Consider the following 16,503-nt stretch of genomic DNA (forward strand, 5'->3'; position numbering starts at 1 on the left):
CTTTCCCAGTTTTTGCCAAGACTCTATTTATTCGCCCGCTAGAGCTTGAGGCCAACTGTTTTTTATCTTGTACATATTTTGCATATGGGGCAACAGCAATAATAATTCCCAGCGTACGGTAAGTGAATATTGCCCTGTTTCAATAATTGGATAAAGCATCAATGCCAGATAAGCGACTAAGCTTATCCAAGCCTCGACAAAAGCTATCGTAACGGCCCAACTTTTTTCAGTCCAAAGACTAAGAGCAACCACACTCTTGAACATAAAAATCCAAATAAAGAAAATATCCGTAAACGCATTGGGGTTATAATTATCAAAAGCCTGAATTCCGAAATCCACACCAAGCAATCTTAGCAGGTATAGTACGAGGATTGTTGGTCCTAAAACCAAAAATATCCAGCAGAACATAACAGTCCACCAAGGCAGAAGGGACCGCCTCCGATCAATATTTGTTAATTCTAGATTTGAGTCAATTATATTCATGAAATGAAGATTAAAAAGATGTATAAATTCAAAAACGAATATAATAAAACTATTAAAGTCAATTTGTATTTATAATATATTGCAAAATAAATAAGCTAATCAATTAGAGAAAAACAGCCCTACTCACAAGGATTTATCACTTCCTTTATCCGTTTTGGATTTCCAATTTCCTACAGAAAAATTTCTCCGTCACGATAAAAGTCCTAGATTTGCCTTGAAGCTTTAGGGGTGTTCCGCCGATTTTTGGCCGGAACTGAGATGATACCCTTTGAACCTGAAACAGTTCGAACTGTCGGAGGGAAAAGTTTGTGGCGAGCCGAATCATACTGGACTAATCAGTTACGGAATATCTTTTACAATTCTGTTTTTTCCAGTCCAACCATCGTATGACTCGTTATATCATATCCCTTCTCATCTCTCCTATCTAAGGTTTCTTCGACAACATATTCTGGCATAGCCTGCGCTTTGTTCCGATACTTTGTGCGTAGTCTTTATCGCCGGAAAAAATCAGAAAAAGCCATGCGTATTCACGTAAACAACAAGGCCAGGGAAGTCAAAGACGAAAAAAACGTACACGATCTGTTGGAAGAGCTTGAAGTGCCAAAACAAGGGACGGCCGTGGCCATCAACAACCGAGTGGTGCCCAAAGACGCTTGGCTGTCCACACTTTTGGCCGAAGACGACAAAGTCACGCTAATCCGCGCCACGCAAGGCGGATAAGCAAGTCCCTATTTTACCCGAAAAAACAAGAAACTATAGAGAGTCGATATGAGGAAAGACAAAATACCATCGCAAGAAGCCATTACGCGCAAGCCGTTTCCCGCTTCCAAGAAAGTTTACGTAGAGGGAAAACTTCACGACATCAAAGTGGGCATGCGCGAAATCGAGCTTGAAGACACCACTATTCACTTAGCCAACGGCGAAAAGAAACACGAAAAAAACGCTCCCGTAACCGTATACGACGCCAGCGGGCCGTACTCGGATCCTAACATTGAGATCGATGTGCATAAAGGCCTTGACCGCCTGCGAGAAGATTGGATCACCGCCCGTGGCGATGTGGAGCAACTTTCCTCCATCACCTCAGACTACGGCAAGGAGCGCGAAAGCGACAGCAAACTCGACGAGTTGCGCTTCGAATATCGCCACAAACCTTACCGCGCCAAAAAGGGGCAGAACGTGTCGCAGATGCACTACGCCAAGCAGGGAATCATTACCCCGGAAATGGAGTACGTGGCCATCCGCGAAAACCAGCGACTGGACGAAATCAAGGACTTGGGCCCTCAGCATCCGGGACAAAACTTCGGGGCATTGACGCCGAAAGGTCCTGTAACTCCGGAATTTGTCCGTGACGAGATCGCCGCCGGACGCGCCATTATTCCGGCCAACATCAACCACCCTGAAACCGAACCGATGATTATCGGCAGAAATTTCTTGGTGAAGGTAAACGCCAATATCGGTAACTCGGCCACGACGTCGAGCATCGAGGAAGAGGTGGAAAAAGCCGTTTGGGCCACTCGCTGGGGCGCCGACACTATCATGGACCTTTCGACGGGGAAAAATATTCACGAAACCCGCGAGTGGGTTATCCGCAACTCGCCGGTACCGGTAGGTACGGTGCCGATTTACCAAGCGCTGGAAAAAGTGAACGGAAAAGCCGAGGACCTTACTTGGGAACTCTTCCGCGACACTCTGATAGAGCAGGCCGAGCAAGGTGTCGATTACTTCACCATCCACGCCGGCGTACGCCTCAAGTACGTTCCTTTGACCGCCCGCCGTATCACCGGTATCGTTTCGCGTGGCGGTTCTATTATGGCCAAATGGTGCTTGGCACATCATAAAGAAAGTTTCCTGTACACGCATTTCGAAGAGATTTGCGAAATCATGAAAGCTTATGACGTAGCCTTCTCATTGGGCGACGGCCTGCGTCCCGGCTGTCTGGCCGACGCCAACGACGCCGCGCAGTTCGGCGAATTGGAAACTTTGGGCGAGCTGACCAAGATCGCTTGGAAACACGATGTTCAGACCATGATCGAAGGCCCGGGACACGTTCCGATGCATATGATCAAAGAGAACATGGACAAGCAGTTGCGCGACTGTTTCGAGGCTCCGTTCTACACGCTCGGACCTTTGACAACTGATATCGCTCCGGGTTACGACCATATCACCTCGGCCATCGGCGCCGCGCAAATCGGTTGGTACGGAACGGCCATGCTCTGCTACGTTACTCCGAAAGAACACCTCGGGTTGCCAAACAAGGAAGACGTTCGCGAAGGCGTAGTGACCTACAAACTCGCCGCCCACGCCGCCGACTTGGCCAAAGGGCAGTTCGGTGCGCAATACCGCGACAACGCCCTGAGCAAAGCCCGCTTCGAGTTCCGTTGGAGAGACCAATTCAACCTCTCTCTCGACCCAGAGCGCGCCATCGAATACCACGACGAAACTCTCCCTGCCGAAGGCGCCAAAGTGGCCCACTTCTGCTCGATGTGCGGCCCGAACTTCTGCTCGATGAAAATCACGCAAGACGTCCGCGACTACGCCGAGAAAAACGGAATGGTGGAAGACGAAGCCCTCAAAAAAGGCCTCGAAGAAAAATCGAAAGAATTCCGCGAAAAGGGATCGGAGATTTATCAATAAAATACTCCGGTATGAGGTATCAGGTCTCTAAGTATTAAGTACTAGACTCAAAAATACTTTAGGTACTAGGTGTTGATTTTTCATCACCCAGTACCTAAGACCTGATACCAAATACCTCATACCAATAATTATGATTTCAAAATTACACTATATCACCCAAGACCTCGCCCATAAAACCCATGCTGAGCAGACAGAGGCCGCTTGTGCGGGAGGTGTGGATTGGGTACAGCTTCGGGTAAAAAACCAGACGGACGAGCGGGTTTTGGAAATCGCTTTGGAGGTAAAAAGAATTTGTGACGCTCACGGCGCTACGCTGATTATTAACGACCGCGTTCGTGTGGCCAAAGAAGTCGGCGCCCACGGCGTACACCTCGGCAAAACGGATATGCCCTCAAAAGAAGCGCGCCGGGTCCTCGGCGCCGGCTTTATAATCGGCGGCACCGCCAACACGTTGGACGATATCCGGGCATTGGAACAAGCCGGGGTGGATTATATCGGCCTCGGCCCGTTCCGCTTTACCGAGACGAAGAAAAACCTGAGTCCCGTGCTGGGTCTTGAAGGCTACCGCAATATCCTTGGCGGCGGCGTAAGCGTACCCGTGGTGGCTATAGGCGGCATCAAGCATGGTGATATCACCGCCGTGATGGAGGCCGGACCGCATGGCGTAGCGCTCAGCTCGCTGATCAATTTGGCCGAAAACCCCTCCGCTTCAGCCAAAAAGGTTCTGGATATTTTGGCGGGAAAGACCGCTTAGCGTCCAACCCGTGTGAACGAAAAACCAAACGAACGAAAATGCTCAAGATAGGCGATAAAGAATTTAAGTCCAGGCTGTTTACCGGCACGGGAAAATTCAGCGACAACGCCACCATGAAGGCCGCGCTGGAAGCTTCCGAAAGCGAGCTTGTAACCGTGGCCCTAAAACGAGTGGACACCGATAACGAGGACGACGACATCCTGCGTCACCTCGGCCACGAGCGGATCAATCTGTTGCCCAACACCTCCGGAGTACGCGACGCAAAAGAGGCGGTATTCGTCGCCCAACTGGCCCGCGAAGCGCTTGGCACCAACTGGGTGAAGCTCGAAATCCACCCCGATCCGAAGTACTTGATGCCCGATCCTATCGAAACGCTCAAGGCTACGGAAGAATTGGCAAAACTCGGGTTTATCGTGCTTCCTTACATCCACGCCGACCCCGTTTTGTGCAAACGGTTGGAAGACGCCGGGACTTCGGCCGTAATGCCATTGGGCGCGCCCATCGGAAGTAACCGCGGCTTGCGAACGCAAGACTTTCTGGAAATCATCGTAGAGCAAAGCAATGTGCCCGTAGTGGTAGACGCCGGCATCGGCGCGCCATCCGACGCAGCCAAAGCCATGGAGCTCGGCGCCGACGCCGTTTTGGTAAACACGGCCATAGCCGTATCTCCAAATCCGGTAGAAATGGGCGTTGCCTTCAAAATGGCCGTAGAGGCCGGTCGCATGGCTTACGAAGCCAAGCTGGCCCAAGCCAAAAACTTCGCCGAAGCCAGCAGCCCGCTGACCGGTTTTTTGGATGAATTGTGATGATCGTATTTGGTATCAGGTCTTAGGTATTAAGTACGATAAAATTCAGCCTCGAAATACTGGATTTATACCTCATAATGATTTTTACCTAAGACCTAATACCTGATACCTAATACCATTATTTGATGACTTTCTACGAAAAATTCAAAGAATACGATTGGGAACGGATAAAGTCTGACATCTATTCCAAAACCGCCAGGGATGTTGAGCACGCTTTGTCGAAGGACAAACGGGATCTTGAGGACTTCAAGGCTTTGGTCTCGCCGGCGGCGATGCCCTATTTGGAACAAATGGCCCAACTCAGCCATCGTCTTACCCAAAAACGTTTCGGCAAAACGATTCAGATGTACGTTCCGATGTACCTCTCGAACGAATGCCAAAACATCTGCACGTATTGCGGTTTTAGCCTCGACAACAAGATTCCGCGTATCACTCTCCGCCCGGAGCAGATAGAGCGCGAGATGAAGGTAATCAAGAAAATGGGCTACGAACACCTTTTATTGGTTACCGGCGAAGCGAACCAAACGGTGGGCGTTCCCTATTTCGAAAAAGTACTGGATCAGGTCCGGGAAGAATTCTCCCACATCTCCATGGAAGTCCAGCCGATGGACCAAACCGATTATGAAAAGCTTATTGATAAAGGGCTAAATACGGTTTTGGTTTATCAGGAAACCTACCACCAGGAAGATTATAAAAAGCATCACCCGAAAGGTAAAAAATCTAATTTCCAATATAGAATTGACACTCCCGACCGATTGGGCAAAGCCGGAATACATAAAATAGGCTTGGGTGTTTTGATCGGTCTGGAAGACTGGCGTACGGACTGTTTCCACGTGGCTGCGCATTTGGATTATCTGGAAAAAACGTATTGGAAGACGAAATACTCGATTTCCTTTCCTCGCCTGCGCCCTTTCAGTGGCGGAATGGAACCAAAAGTGGTAATGGACGACCGAGAATTGGTCCAGCTAATATGCGCGTACCGCATTTTCAACGAGGAAGTGGAGATATCGCTCTCAACCCGGGAACGCGAAACCTTCCGTGATAATGTTATCAAACTGGGTGTCACCAGCCTTAGTGCGGGTTCGAAAACCAACCCGGGCGGTTATAGCGAAGAAAAAGACTCTTTGGAGCAATTCGAAATATCCGACGAACGAAGCGCCCAAGATATCGCCTCCATGATCCAAAGGCAAGGTTATGAACCTGTCTGGAAAGATTGGGATATGGCGTTGAGCTAAGCACCAAAAATACGGGGAAATCCAGAGGAAAAGCTTTCCCCGTATTTCAATTTGTTTTTTCAGAATAAGAATGTATCAATATAGATAATTCATTTTTTATAACTAACTTTTTAATCTATCAGTAATTGTTCACCTAATTTTTACTAATGAGAATGCTTTTTAAATTTATATTCTTCGTTTTCATCACGGCTATCCCCTATACGGGAATTTTTGCCCAGACAGAATCCGCCCAAGAACTACTCCAAGACGCCATAAGAGCTATGGATGGCGGAGAAACGGAATACTCTAGAGAACTACTGGACAAAGCCGAAAAACTGGACCCCGGAAAAATCATTTATCCTTATGAAAGGGCTTTTTCTTTTTATAAGGAAAAGAATTATCGAGAGGCGCAGAAGATTCTCAAAAAAATCCATAAGCGTCCAGAAGCTTCCGATATTATGTATCAGCTCTTGGGTAATACATACGATATGATCGGAAACCCAAAAAAGGCGATAAAGACCTATGAAAAAGGTCTGGAAAGGTTTCCTAATTCCGGACCATTACATCTGGAAAGAGGTGTAATGGAAATAAAGGCAAAGAACTATCACGGCGCTCTTTCGATATTCAAAAAAGGAATCGGTGTCGCACCGAATTACTCTTCTTGCTATTATTGGGCTTCAAAAATATACCTGTCATCCTCGAAAAAAGTATGGGGAATGATCTATGCCGAGACTTTTATAAACTTGGAACGGAACAGCCAACGCACTAGGGAAATCAGCAAGCTCCTTTTTAACGGATATAAGGATAACATCAAACTTAAGGGAGATTCCCTAAGTGTTCATTTCAGCGATAATACGATAAACCTGAATATACAAGGTGAGTTGGATCCTAAGAAATTATTGAAACAACTCTTCGAAACCGGTACCTACGAAATAACTATGGCGAAAGCCTTGATTGGAGAAAAAGCAATAAGCCTGGAATCCCTAGACAGGATTCGAAACCGGTTTATCGATTTTTATTTTGAGGATTCTACAGATGGAGTGTTATCAATTCCTATTTTCGACTACCGAATGAAGATAAAGCAAAATGGATTTTCCAAGGCTTATAACTATTGGCTTTTATCAGAAGGTGATACAGACGAATTCCATGCCTGGAAACAACTGAATCAGAAAAAATGGAAAGCGTTTGTTGAGTGGTTCACTAAAAATCAACTCCGCGCCGAAAAGAAAAAAGAAGAGGCCTAACGCCCCTGTTTTATATCTTGGAAATACGAAGGAAGACTATTTTTTATAATAAAACACTACACCGTCTTCCTCATCTATCTCTAGTTTTCCTTCCATATACTCTGCTTTCAGCTTTTCCTCAGCCTCGGCTACTTCGGTACGGGTTTTTTTTGCCAGCGTCTCCGCTGTCAGCTTGTTGCCGGAAATACGTAAAAGTGTTTTCACCTGTGCGTCAGTTATTCCGGAAGAAGGTTCCAAACCTTTATCTTTTTTATTTTTCAAATACAGATAATAGGCTATTCCGCCCAAAGTCACTAATAATAAAAACTTAAGCATATGGCTATGTATAAACGTTTAAAAAACAGACTAACCGTTCCCTATTCTTCCTTTATGAAAAATCATAAAGCACTTTTCCATCAGCGTTTACAGTCTCTTGTACTATTCCTTTTTCCACAAACTTCCGCAAGAGGGTTTCCACCTCTTCCATCCCCAACCCCGTCTTTATGATGATCTCTTTAATCGTCAAAATCTTTTTATATTCACTAAGCTCCAAGATCTTTTGCTCAGGGCTCTTCTTTCGCAACACTTCAGGTATTGATTTTTTAGGCGTATACGAAGGTCTTTTTACTTCCTTCTCCGTAATTCCTGTGTGGCCATACCTCCTATTCTGTTTATCCTTTTGATATAGATAATAGATTACACCACCTAAAACCAAATACAATAAAAATTTAAGCATATACTAGCGTATAAACGTTTGAAAAAACTTGAGTAGCGATTCCTTTTTCAATTACGAAAAGTCGTAAAGGACTTTTCCGTTCGCATCAACAGTTTCTTGGGCTATCCCTTTGTCTACGAATTTTCGTAAAACAATTTCCGCTTCCTCAAGTCCCATTCCCGTTTTTACGATAACGTCTTTCATCGTCAAAATTTCCTTATGATTGCTGAGTGTCAGGATCGCTTGCTCCGGGTTCTTTTTCGATAACGATTCAAATCGCGGAGTTTCCTCCTTATGGTATGTCTTGAGTGGTTCCCTCTTAATATCTTTGTCTGATAGGTTATGAAGCATTTTCAGATATTCCAAATTCACGGAATCTACCTGATTACTAAGGGCAAATAAATCAATGACCCATCCTATGACAAAAAAACCACCTGTGAAAAAATAAAGTACGCCCCAGACGGGTTTCCCAATATAGAATTTATGAGCACCCAAAAAACCGAAGAAAAACCACAAAACGTAAGCTACTGTCTTTGACTTCATATCTCCTTCCTACTTTTACAGTTCAACTACCGCTATTCCCTCACTCACATTTTTTCCTTATACCTCTATTCCCAAGTCTATATGTCCCCTCCTCCTTCCGGTAGCGCCATATTTAATGGCTGAATTTATATTATCTAAAACTAAAGTATGAAAAAACTGTACGGATTTCAGCTATTTAATTCCGAATTTTTTATTCGGAAAAATACAGACACATACGGTACATTTAGACTTGCCAGAGGCATTTTCTTTCTACACTTAGAACCTCTCCTTTTACCGTTTTTTTGCTTTTAGCCGAGAGTGATACATATTTCTATATGAAATTATATCGAATCACTCCTCGGATCCTCAAATAAATTGTGGTCACCTAGAGAACCTCGTAGGCTCTTTCTAAAACTACTTAAATAACTACACAGGAGAACCGAACGAATTCATCATAAGGAAACAAAACCAACCAATTATTCGATACAAAAAGATGGGCTTTGAAGTGATAGAAAATAGTATAATCTCACTATTTAAAAACGTTAAAAAATTATATTAGCCAATACTAAAAGATATTCCCGATAAGCAGGACATAAATACGAAACGATTAGGTCGGTTCATTCACAAAATATTGTTTTTTGTTTTTCAAAATCATTACATTTAGCCTAAATCGAGCATTGGAGCCCCTTACTAAGTGTCTAACAATGATTGGCAAAATGCCTATTTTGTGTTAAAGATACCAAAAGGTGGTTCCCGTAACTTTTTTCGCAAAATATACTGCGCCGACAAACGATGCACTTGGTTATGATAAGTCGTCTCTTTTTTCGGCAAATATAAAAACTACGGTTGCGAACGGAACATTACGGAGGAGCATGAACCACAGTCAATTCAAATCTTTTTTTGAGGAAAACTATTCTCCTCTCTGTCTGTATGCTTACCGTATAGTCAATGACGACGGCCTAGCCAAAGATATTGTTCAAGACTCGTTTCTGAAGATATGGGAAAAAATCGAAGGATCGGATATAGAAAATCCGAAAGGATACCTTTTCAGAATTGTCCGTAACAAAGCGCTGGATGAAACAGGTGCGCAACACACGACACTTGATGACAGCTTTATTGGACCTAGCGTCGATTCTTCCGAAAAAAGTCTGATAATAGACGAATGCTATGATATTCTCAAAGAACTTTTGTCCAGAGTTCCTTTTAAAAGCCGGGAGATATTCGAGATGAGCCGTTCGGCGGGAATATAATACCCCTGAATTTTCGGACCAGTGTCTTGGTTTAAAAATCACTAAATTATGAGCATGAAAACGAGAACGACACGTAGGAAATTCAGCGCCAAATTCAAGGCGGAAGTAGCGATCGAAGCACTGAAGGAAAGAGAAACCACCCAAGACCTCTGCAGACGATACGATCTTCACGCCACCCAGATTTCACAATGGAAGAACGAGTTTCTGCAACGCTCAGCAAGCGTTTTTGAAGGGCACAAGGAAAAAAAAGAGAACGAGAAAGCGGAGAAGGCGACAGACCAACTGTACAGTAAAATAGGGAAGCTGGAGATGGAAAACGACTTTTTAAAAAAAAGCTTAAAGAAGTTGGGGCGTCTATAGACTTACGTCTCTTTATCGACCCCAAGGGTAAGCTGAGTATTCGCCGTCAGTGCGACTGTCTGGAGCTTTACCGTTCGTCATACTACTACAGCCCAAAGGGGGAAAACGCTGAGAATCTGGAGTTGATGCGCCTTATGGACCGGCACATGATCGACGAACCCACGGCGGGAGTTTTGCGCATGAGATCAGCCTTGCGTGACCAAGGATTCAACCCTTCCTATGAAAGGGTTAGGCGCTTGATGCGCAAAGCGAATCTCTACCCTATTTACCCGAAAAAGAATCTGAGCAAGCCCGGAGAGGCAAAATACGTTTACCCGTATCTGCTTAAGGAAAAGAAAGTTGTCAGGAAAAACCAGGTCTGGTCGATAGACATCACTTATATAGCCATGGCTAGCGGTTTCATGTATATGACGGCGATTATCGACGTCTACAGCAGGTACATAGTGGGTTGGGGTTTGAGCAATACGCTTGAGGCCGCGGCGTCTTTAAAAGTGGTGCGTGAGGCCGTTGAGATTCACGGTAAACCGGAAATACTCAACAGTGACCAAGGTTCCCAGTTCACTTGCGGGGAATACGTGAACTATCTCAAGAAAGAGGGAATAAACATCAGTATGGACGCCAAAGGCCGAGCCTTGGACAACATTTACATCGAACGCTTTTGGAGAACGCTAAAAAGGGACCATATTTACCTGAATCCGGCCGACAACGGTTTAAAGTTGTATTTGGGGATAGAGAAATGGTTGCGACGCTACCACAACAGGGATCACCAAGGAATCGAGAACCTGAAGCCGGAAAATGTTTTTAGCGGAGCGTCAAAAGCGAAAGCCACCGCGTATGCCCATGCAAATATTGATAAGTCCAAGAAAAAACAGAATGTGAAAGGACTTATCAACATTCACACGGGCTCGACGGTAGCGACAACCCTTTAAAATTTACTTAAAAATCGACTTTACTGGTCCTAAGAATCGAGGGTACTATAGAACAGACTGTGAATGTGCTGGAGTCAATAAGAAAAAACTCAAAAAGCACATACTAATACCTAATAAAATTCTCATGCTTTTAAGTGTTTTTGTTAGTAAACAATCGCCCCTATTGTGTAAGTTTTTTTGCTCTAGATTTCCGAGTTAATATGATACCTCAACTCCCCTCTTTCTAGCCCATTCATAAACTAAAAGATGCTATCCCGACGGTGGGACAACATCTTTAATCACGTTATTTAGAATCATTTTTCAACTATACCTAATGTAGTCAAGTGATAGTACTAGAAGAAATTAGTTATTCTCCTTAGAAGCAGGAGCTCCATACACTTCCAACTCGCAAATAGACGTTGAATTCTTTCCCTTAGGTTCAGGCGCATCATTTACCCAACTCTCTAATATCTCAATAAAAAAATATCTGCCCGTTTTAAACTTTGTACAGTAAATTTTCTTTCCATCGGGCGTCCATGGTTTTCTCCATATAAACTCAGCAACTGCTTCTCCTTTATCATTTTTATCATCCGTCACATAGAACTTAATATGAGCCATATGTTGATGCCAAGTAACATTTCGGGGGTAATAAACAAATGACGTAATCTTGTTTCGATCAAACATATCAACCTCTATTGTATGAGGATAAGGCGCTATGTCGGGTTTCCATTCCACACTATGCCAAGTCCCCTTTCCTCCCGCATCAAAATCACCATCAAAAATATTTGATATATCAAAACTAGAATGTGTATACTGGCTCGGGATATATGGATTCCACCATTCAGTATTTAGTTTTTCGCTATCTACAGAAGCAGGTATTGAAACTTGCTCTCGGTCAACTTGATATCCCAAATCATTAAATAATGAAAAAATTCTTTTATCACCTCCGTCTTCAAAATCCTCTGTTGCCTTTGCCCAAAGCCATGCAACATCACTACCTGAAAATTCAAACCCATCAATGGTCGGCACTAAATCAAGCTTCAACTTCACGTAATCCCGCACGATATCCTCCCCAAATTTTGAGTAAAGCTCTTTAAGGGCCTTCAGGTATTTGCCTTGGCCCAACTTTTCAGGAAATGCGTCCAGCTCTTCCTTACTCATCGTCACTGGATCATACCTATCAAAGTCCGGATGGTTCTCGGCAAAATCGATCAATGGATCCACGGTTTCGGCCATAGCGTCCGGATAACCGAGGTCTTCGGCAATTAGGGCGCCTACGAAAATGCTGAAGGCGTCTTTGTCAAGACTTTCCCTCTTGGGCTTCAGCCATTCGGCCACGAGTACCTCGGCCGTACGGGCCACACTTTTGGTTTTTGTTTCCGGGTATCCGCCGTAGGCCAAGCCCAAAGTGATATCCTTTTCGCCGTTCCAGCCTTTGATTTCGCCCGGCAATACCGAAACGGTAAAATTACCTTCGGTAGGCTTGTCCACTTCGGCCCACTCCGACACTTTCTCTACTATTTCTTTGTACAACGGAGCGAATTCTTTCACCTCTTCGGCATAGTATCCATTGCTGAATATTCTGCTACCAGCCAACACAAAGCTTTCGCCCTGAACCAAATCCGGTTTGAAAAGCTCATCGGAAACAAATGCGGGCTTATGGTCAACCAACTTTAAGAGTAGGTCTTGGTAAAAGGCCACGTTTCCGGGCTGTTCTTTTCCGAAAATATCGATACCCGAAGCCAATACTACTCCGCCACCGAACTCACGGTAAGCGATCAAAGGAGCGCTACCCGACTTGGCTACAATTGTCCACTCTGACACATTGTCGAGCTGAAGCAAACTGCCCTTGTTGAATTTCGCTACTGTGCCGTGCCCTTCCCAATTTGCGCTTGGATTCTCCACGTTTCCACCCACAAAGCTGAAACCGTATCCTGACGTCAGGTTCGTTATCTCGTTTTGGGTCCCATCTCCTTCTCCCATAGCGAAAAAGGCTAGCCCGCCACCGGTTTTCAGGTATTCCTCCAAAGCTTTTTTATCTTCCACCGTATATGAGCGGGGGCTCTCGGTATTCAAAAACACATTCAAAGCGTTTACGCCATTGAAATTGATTTTTGATATTACAGGATGGGAAATCCCCGTGTATTGCTGCTTTGCGAAATCGATATACGTAGCGAAGTTCCCTTCGTCTTTCAAGCCTAAAAACGGTTTCCAATATTGGGAAAGATCATTGAGCACATAAATGGGCTTGGTCTCGAAAACTGGCTTTACGGGAGGGTCGTATTTCACTTCCTCCTTATCGCAGGCTGTCGCCAACATGGCAAAAGCCAACACAAATGCCTTGAGTATATTTCTTTTCATTTGTTTTTCTTTTTGGAGTGATAATTCAGAGCATGAGAGGGCAGAAACACTTTATCCGCTCCCCCTTGCTCCGAAAAGTTTAAACCACGACGGTTACAGCGGACAACAATCGTCTGAACTATATTTTCCAGAACACAGACGGCCGTCTTTTCCTACGTTATTCGAATACTGACAATTGATAAACTTGGCGCAGGCACCGTTGAAAAAGATGATGCCTCCTTTGCCTCCTTCATTGTCCTCAAAAACGCAATCCTTATAAATAGCCTCAGAACCTTGGCCAAAAAGGGCCCCACCTTCGTTAGAAGCCGTATTTCCCCTGAAAACACTGTTCTCTACATAAAGATTCGTGCCTTCGTGTACATTAATCGCACCTGCGTTTGCCGTGGCAATATTGTCCAAGAATTGACAGTTAATAATCTCAGAGTTGCCATGCTGAAATATAATGGCGGCACCCACTTTTCCCCAGTTATTCTTAAAAATGCAATTGCGGATACTAGGGCTTCCTCTACGACAATAAATCGCCCCGCCACCCCAATGTGATCCGTGCTGAAGCGTAAATCCGTCCAAAACTGACGCTTGGGACTTGGAACTGTACTTATGCTCAAACAATTGTTTGTCATTTACTAACCCTGTCGCTCCCCCGTCTATAATCGTCAGGTTGGCTTCCCAATCCCTCTGCTCAAGGCTAGTCTCAGTACCCGAAAAGCCTCCGTAAATGTCCACCTCGTTTTTTAACGGGATTTTCACCTCCTCATACGTACCGGCCATTACCCAAAGTTCGGCGCCCTCCGGCGATTCTTCCGCGGCGGTCTTGATGGACGTAAAAGCGTGCTCCCAAGTACTTCCGTTGGCGTCGCCCGTAGCTTGGTTATTGACATAGACCATTTTGTTGGTCGTGAAGTCAACGGTGTCACTGTACCCAATACCAACCTCGTTTAGCGCCACCACGCAAAAGCGGTACTCGGTTCCGGGTTTCAGATGCAAAGCCTTTCCATGAATCGAAAAGTCCGGCTCCGTTTCCGTTTTGGCCGTCAGGGGATTGTTCAGCTCCTCTTTTTCTTTCTCCCAATATAGGAACGTCACTTCCGAATTATTGCTGTTTCCGGTGGTGTAACTTCCCTTGAGATAAACGGAAGAGAACGATAAGCTGTCGAATCCGCCGTTAGTGGCTTCGGGATCTTTCACCTCGGTGGAGATGAGCGTACGGAAAGTCAGCACGTCGCCTTCCACTTTGGTGTCGCCCTGAATGGCGAAGGCCACATAGGCGTACTGAGTGTAGGAATCCAACTCATCAAGACTTACGGTAAAGGTTTTGTCCTCCGCCAAGTCTACTTCTATCGTTTGTCTGGTACTGAGTTTTCCCTGTTCCCAATAGCTAAAGCCAACCTTGGAAATTTCCGATCCATTTTCGACCGTAACGACTTTTCCGCTGAGTTTTACGGCAGAAATACTGACATCAGACCAAGAACCGGTAAGGATTTCGGTCTCTACCCTTTCCTCGTATTCTTTCTTGTCGTCCTTGTCGCAAGCCATCACGAACAGAAAGCCGAGAAGCGACAGGCCTATTGCCAAGAACTTATTTCCGTTAATATTTTTCATTTTGTCGATCATTATCATATCCTACAAAATTCCATTAAAGGTTCACCCCCGGCATGTTTTGCTTCCAGTTGTTCTTGTTCATCAGCAAAGTGCGGATGCTCTCCTTTTCGGAACCAAACTTTTCGGCAATACGGTCGGCGAGAACCTCGGGTCTTCCGCTTCTGTTTGCGAAGCGCATCAGATCGTTCCAGCGACGGCCCTCAAAAGCCAACTCAAGCGCCCTCTCCTGAAGGATAACCTGTTCCATTATCGCCATTTCGTCGATAACTTGGTCCGGATCGTCCGCCACACCGGCGAATTCGCGCAGGTTAATCGCTTTCACTTCGACTCTGCCACGTATTCCGGCCGATTCGGATTCGCCGGAAAACTGGTCGTTTATAACGGCTAAAGCCTCCTCATGGTCACCCAACCTGTTGATCGCCTCAGCGTAGAACAAGTGGATGTCCGCCCCTCTGTAAATGCAGTGAATAGCGTCGTTTTCATATTCGGTTTTACTTTCCAAATATTTCCACACCACTAGCTCACCATCTCGGCGGACGTATGATGCTCCATAACCACGGAAAAGGTCACCTTTCGCATCCGAACGCATAGTTTGCAATTCCCATTTCTCCACCGATACTTCAGTGGGTTTTAGAAGGTACCGGTCCGGTTTGTCATTAGCGAAAAGCTTTAAGAAGTCGTTAACCTGTCGATTGTTTTTTTGGAAAGGAATAACGCTCAGGTGTTCCAATCCGCTGGCTCCGGAATTGATCTCGCCCCAAATGGCTTTCCAGTCTTCCTGCCCGCTATTTTCCGAAAGCTTAAGGCCAGTTCCCGAAGGACCACCCTCTCCGATCAGCTCCTTGAAAAGTTCCGCGGCACGGGCATAGTTTCCGGCCGTCAAATGAAGTTCGCCCAAAAAGGCCCTTCTGTCTATATGGATTTTGCTCCAAGGCGAATTTTCTCCACCAAGACTTTCCTTGGCCCATTCCGGAACATCCTGTTTCACGGCCTCTTCCATTTCGGTAATCAGCCAGTTGGTCATTCCTTCAAATCCGTAAACGTCTGGTTCATATTCAGGGAATTTTCCGTTCAAAACATCCGTAACGACCGGTACACGCTTATAAATCAGCGAAAGCTGGAAATAAACCCAAGAACGGAGAGTAATCATCTCGGCCTTGTAAGCGTCGCGGATTTCCTCGGTCATATCGGGATCCACCATCGCTTTGTCTACATTATGTAATACATCGTTGCAGTTTGCGATAATGTCGTAAAACGGCTTGGGATCGATGTACTTGTTTCCCTGCGAAATCTTGTGCGTATGGATTTCCAAGTGCTCAAGTTTTGCGTTTCGGGCGGGTTCCAGAAGGTCGGCCCGTAAATCGCCGAGCACCACCAAGGGCACAGCTATATCCTGCAGCCCGGCGTAGGCACCCAAAGCTCCGCGACGCAGTTCGCTCCGGGAGTTCCAGTGCTGATCGTTGTCGATCACGGCGTCTTGCTCAGGCTCGAAAAAATCGGAACAAGAGGCCAAAGCGAACAGGCCCATCGCTCCTATTATTGATCTGTATATAATTTTTCTAATCATGGCGAATGTTGTTTGGACACCGGAAGCGGTTCCGAAAAATCGCTCCGCAACATGCCGGCATCCGGTCAAATATTCCGCAACAAATCCAGTAAAAGCCCCCGGACGCG

At 45.4% G+C, this 16,503-nt stretch carries 16 protein-coding genes and 1 riboswitch; of the genes, 9 read left to right on the top strand and 7 right to left on the bottom strand.

Annotated elements, in window-relative coordinates:
* Positions 1-27 precede the first annotated feature (27 nt).
* Positions 28-483, bottom strand: coding sequence for a hypothetical protein (locus AABK39_RS23785; RefSeq protein ID WP_338395723.1), 456 nt, complete (start codon positions 481-483; stop codon positions 28-30).
* A gap of 214 nt (positions 484-697) precedes the next feature.
* A riboswitch (TPP riboswitch) is annotated at positions 698-801 on the top strand.
* A 201-nt stretch (positions 802-1,002) separates the two neighbouring features.
* Between AABK39_RS23785 and thiS the strand changes: the two genes are divergently transcribed.
* The 6 genes from thiS (at position 1,003) to AABK39_RS23815 (ending at position 7,135) form a co-directional block, all read left to right on the top strand.
* Positions 1,003-1,203 carry a sulfur carrier protein ThiS gene (gene thiS / locus AABK39_RS23790; RefSeq protein WP_338395724.1) on the top strand — a complete coding sequence of 67 codons (201 nt, stop codon included), beginning with the start codon at positions 1,003-1,005 and terminating at the stop codon, positions 1,201-1,203.
* Between the two features lie 48 nt (positions 1,204-1,251).
* On the top strand, positions 1,252-3,117 hold the full coding sequence (gene thiC / locus AABK39_RS23795) for a phosphomethylpyrimidine synthase ThiC (protein ID WP_338395725.1): 1,866 nt from the start codon (positions 1,252-1,254) through the stop codon (positions 3,115-3,117).
* Between the two features lie 130 nt (positions 3,118-3,247).
* Entirely contained in the window at positions 3,248-3,871 is a 624-nt protein-coding gene (locus AABK39_RS23800) for a thiamine phosphate synthase (RefSeq protein WP_338395726.1), read from the top strand.
* Between the two features lie 38 nt (positions 3,872-3,909).
* Positions 3,910-4,677 carry a thiazole synthase gene (locus AABK39_RS23805; protein ID WP_338395727.1) on the top strand — a complete coding sequence of 256 codons (768 nt, stop codon included), beginning with the start codon at positions 3,910-3,912 and terminating at the stop codon, positions 4,675-4,677.
* A gap of 125 nt (positions 4,678-4,802) precedes the next feature.
* Complete coding sequence (gene thiH, locus AABK39_RS23810) at positions 4,803-5,912, top strand: 2-iminoacetate synthase ThiH (RefSeq protein ID WP_338395728.1); 1,110 nt, start codon at positions 4,803-4,805, stop codon at positions 5,910-5,912.
* 152 nt (positions 5,913-6,064) lie between these two features.
* Positions 6,065-7,135: a tetratricopeptide repeat protein gene (locus AABK39_RS23815; RefSeq protein ID WP_338395729.1), complete on the top strand. Its 1,071-nt coding sequence runs from the start codon at positions 6,065-6,067 to the stop codon at positions 7,133-7,135.
* Positions 7,136-7,171: 36 nt separating this feature from the next.
* Here AABK39_RS23815 and AABK39_RS23820 read toward each other — a convergent pair whose 3' ends face one another.
* The 3 genes from AABK39_RS23820 to AABK39_RS23830 are packed head-to-tail and all read right to left on the bottom strand — an operon-like array spanning position 7,172 to position 8,372.
* Positions 7,172-7,450 (bottom strand): hypothetical protein, encoded by a 279-nt coding sequence (locus AABK39_RS23820; protein ID WP_338395730.1) that lies wholly within the window; start codon positions 7,448-7,450, stop codon positions 7,172-7,174.
* Between the two features lie 52 nt (positions 7,451-7,502).
* Positions 7,503-7,850, bottom strand: coding sequence for a hypothetical protein (locus AABK39_RS23825; RefSeq protein WP_338395731.1), 348 nt, complete (start codon positions 7,848-7,850; stop codon positions 7,503-7,505).
* Between the two features lie 51 nt (positions 7,851-7,901).
* Positions 7,902-8,372: an NINE protein gene (locus tag AABK39_RS23830; protein WP_338395732.1), complete on the bottom strand. Its 471-nt coding sequence runs from the start codon at positions 8,370-8,372 to the stop codon at positions 7,902-7,904.
* A gap of 851 nt (positions 8,373-9,223) precedes the next feature.
* Here AABK39_RS23830 and AABK39_RS23835 point away from each other — a divergent pair.
* Genes AABK39_RS23835 through AABK39_RS23845 form a run of 3 tightly spaced genes read left to right on the top strand, consistent with a single transcriptional unit; the run spans position 9,224 to position 10,890 of the window.
* A complete protein-coding gene (locus AABK39_RS23835; protein WP_338395733.1) occupies positions 9,224-9,601 on the top strand; it encodes a sigma factor in 378 nt (125 codons plus the stop codon).
* A 48-nt stretch (positions 9,602-9,649) separates the two neighbouring features.
* A complete protein-coding gene (locus AABK39_RS23840) occupies positions 9,650-9,961 on the top strand; it encodes a transposase (RefSeq protein ID WP_338395734.1) in 312 nt (103 codons plus the stop codon).
* A gap of 14 nt (positions 9,962-9,975) precedes the next feature.
* Entirely contained in the window at positions 9,976-10,890 is a 915-nt protein-coding gene (locus tag AABK39_RS23845) for an IS3 family transposase (RefSeq protein WP_338395741.1), read from the top strand.
* A 342-nt stretch (positions 10,891-11,232) separates the two neighbouring features.
* Here AABK39_RS23845 and AABK39_RS23850 read toward each other — a convergent pair whose 3' ends face one another.
* From AABK39_RS23850 to AABK39_RS23860, 3 genes are all read right to left on the bottom strand, one after another.
* Positions 11,233-13,230: a discoidin domain-containing protein gene (locus AABK39_RS23850; RefSeq protein ID WP_338395735.1), complete on the bottom strand. Its 1,998-nt coding sequence runs from the start codon at positions 13,228-13,230 to the stop codon at positions 11,233-11,235.
* A gap of 93 nt (positions 13,231-13,323) precedes the next feature.
* On the bottom strand, positions 13,324-14,829 hold the full coding sequence (locus tag AABK39_RS23855) for a hypothetical protein (RefSeq protein WP_338395736.1): 1,506 nt from the start codon (positions 14,827-14,829) through the stop codon (positions 13,324-13,326).
* Positions 14,830-14,863: 34 nt separating this feature from the next.
* The gene (locus AABK39_RS23860; protein ID WP_338395737.1) at positions 14,864-16,396 is read right to left on the bottom strand and encodes a RagB/SusD family nutrient uptake outer membrane protein; all 1,533 of its coding nucleotides are present in this window, start codon (positions 16,394-16,396) and stop codon (positions 14,864-14,866) included.
* Positions 16,397-16,503: the final 107 nt, after the last annotated feature.

It is taken from the genome of Fulvitalea axinellae (genome assembly GCF_036492835.1).
Classification (GTDB): Bacteria; Bacteroidota; Bacteroidia; order Cytophagales; family Cyclobacteriaceae; genus Fulvitalea; species Fulvitalea axinellae.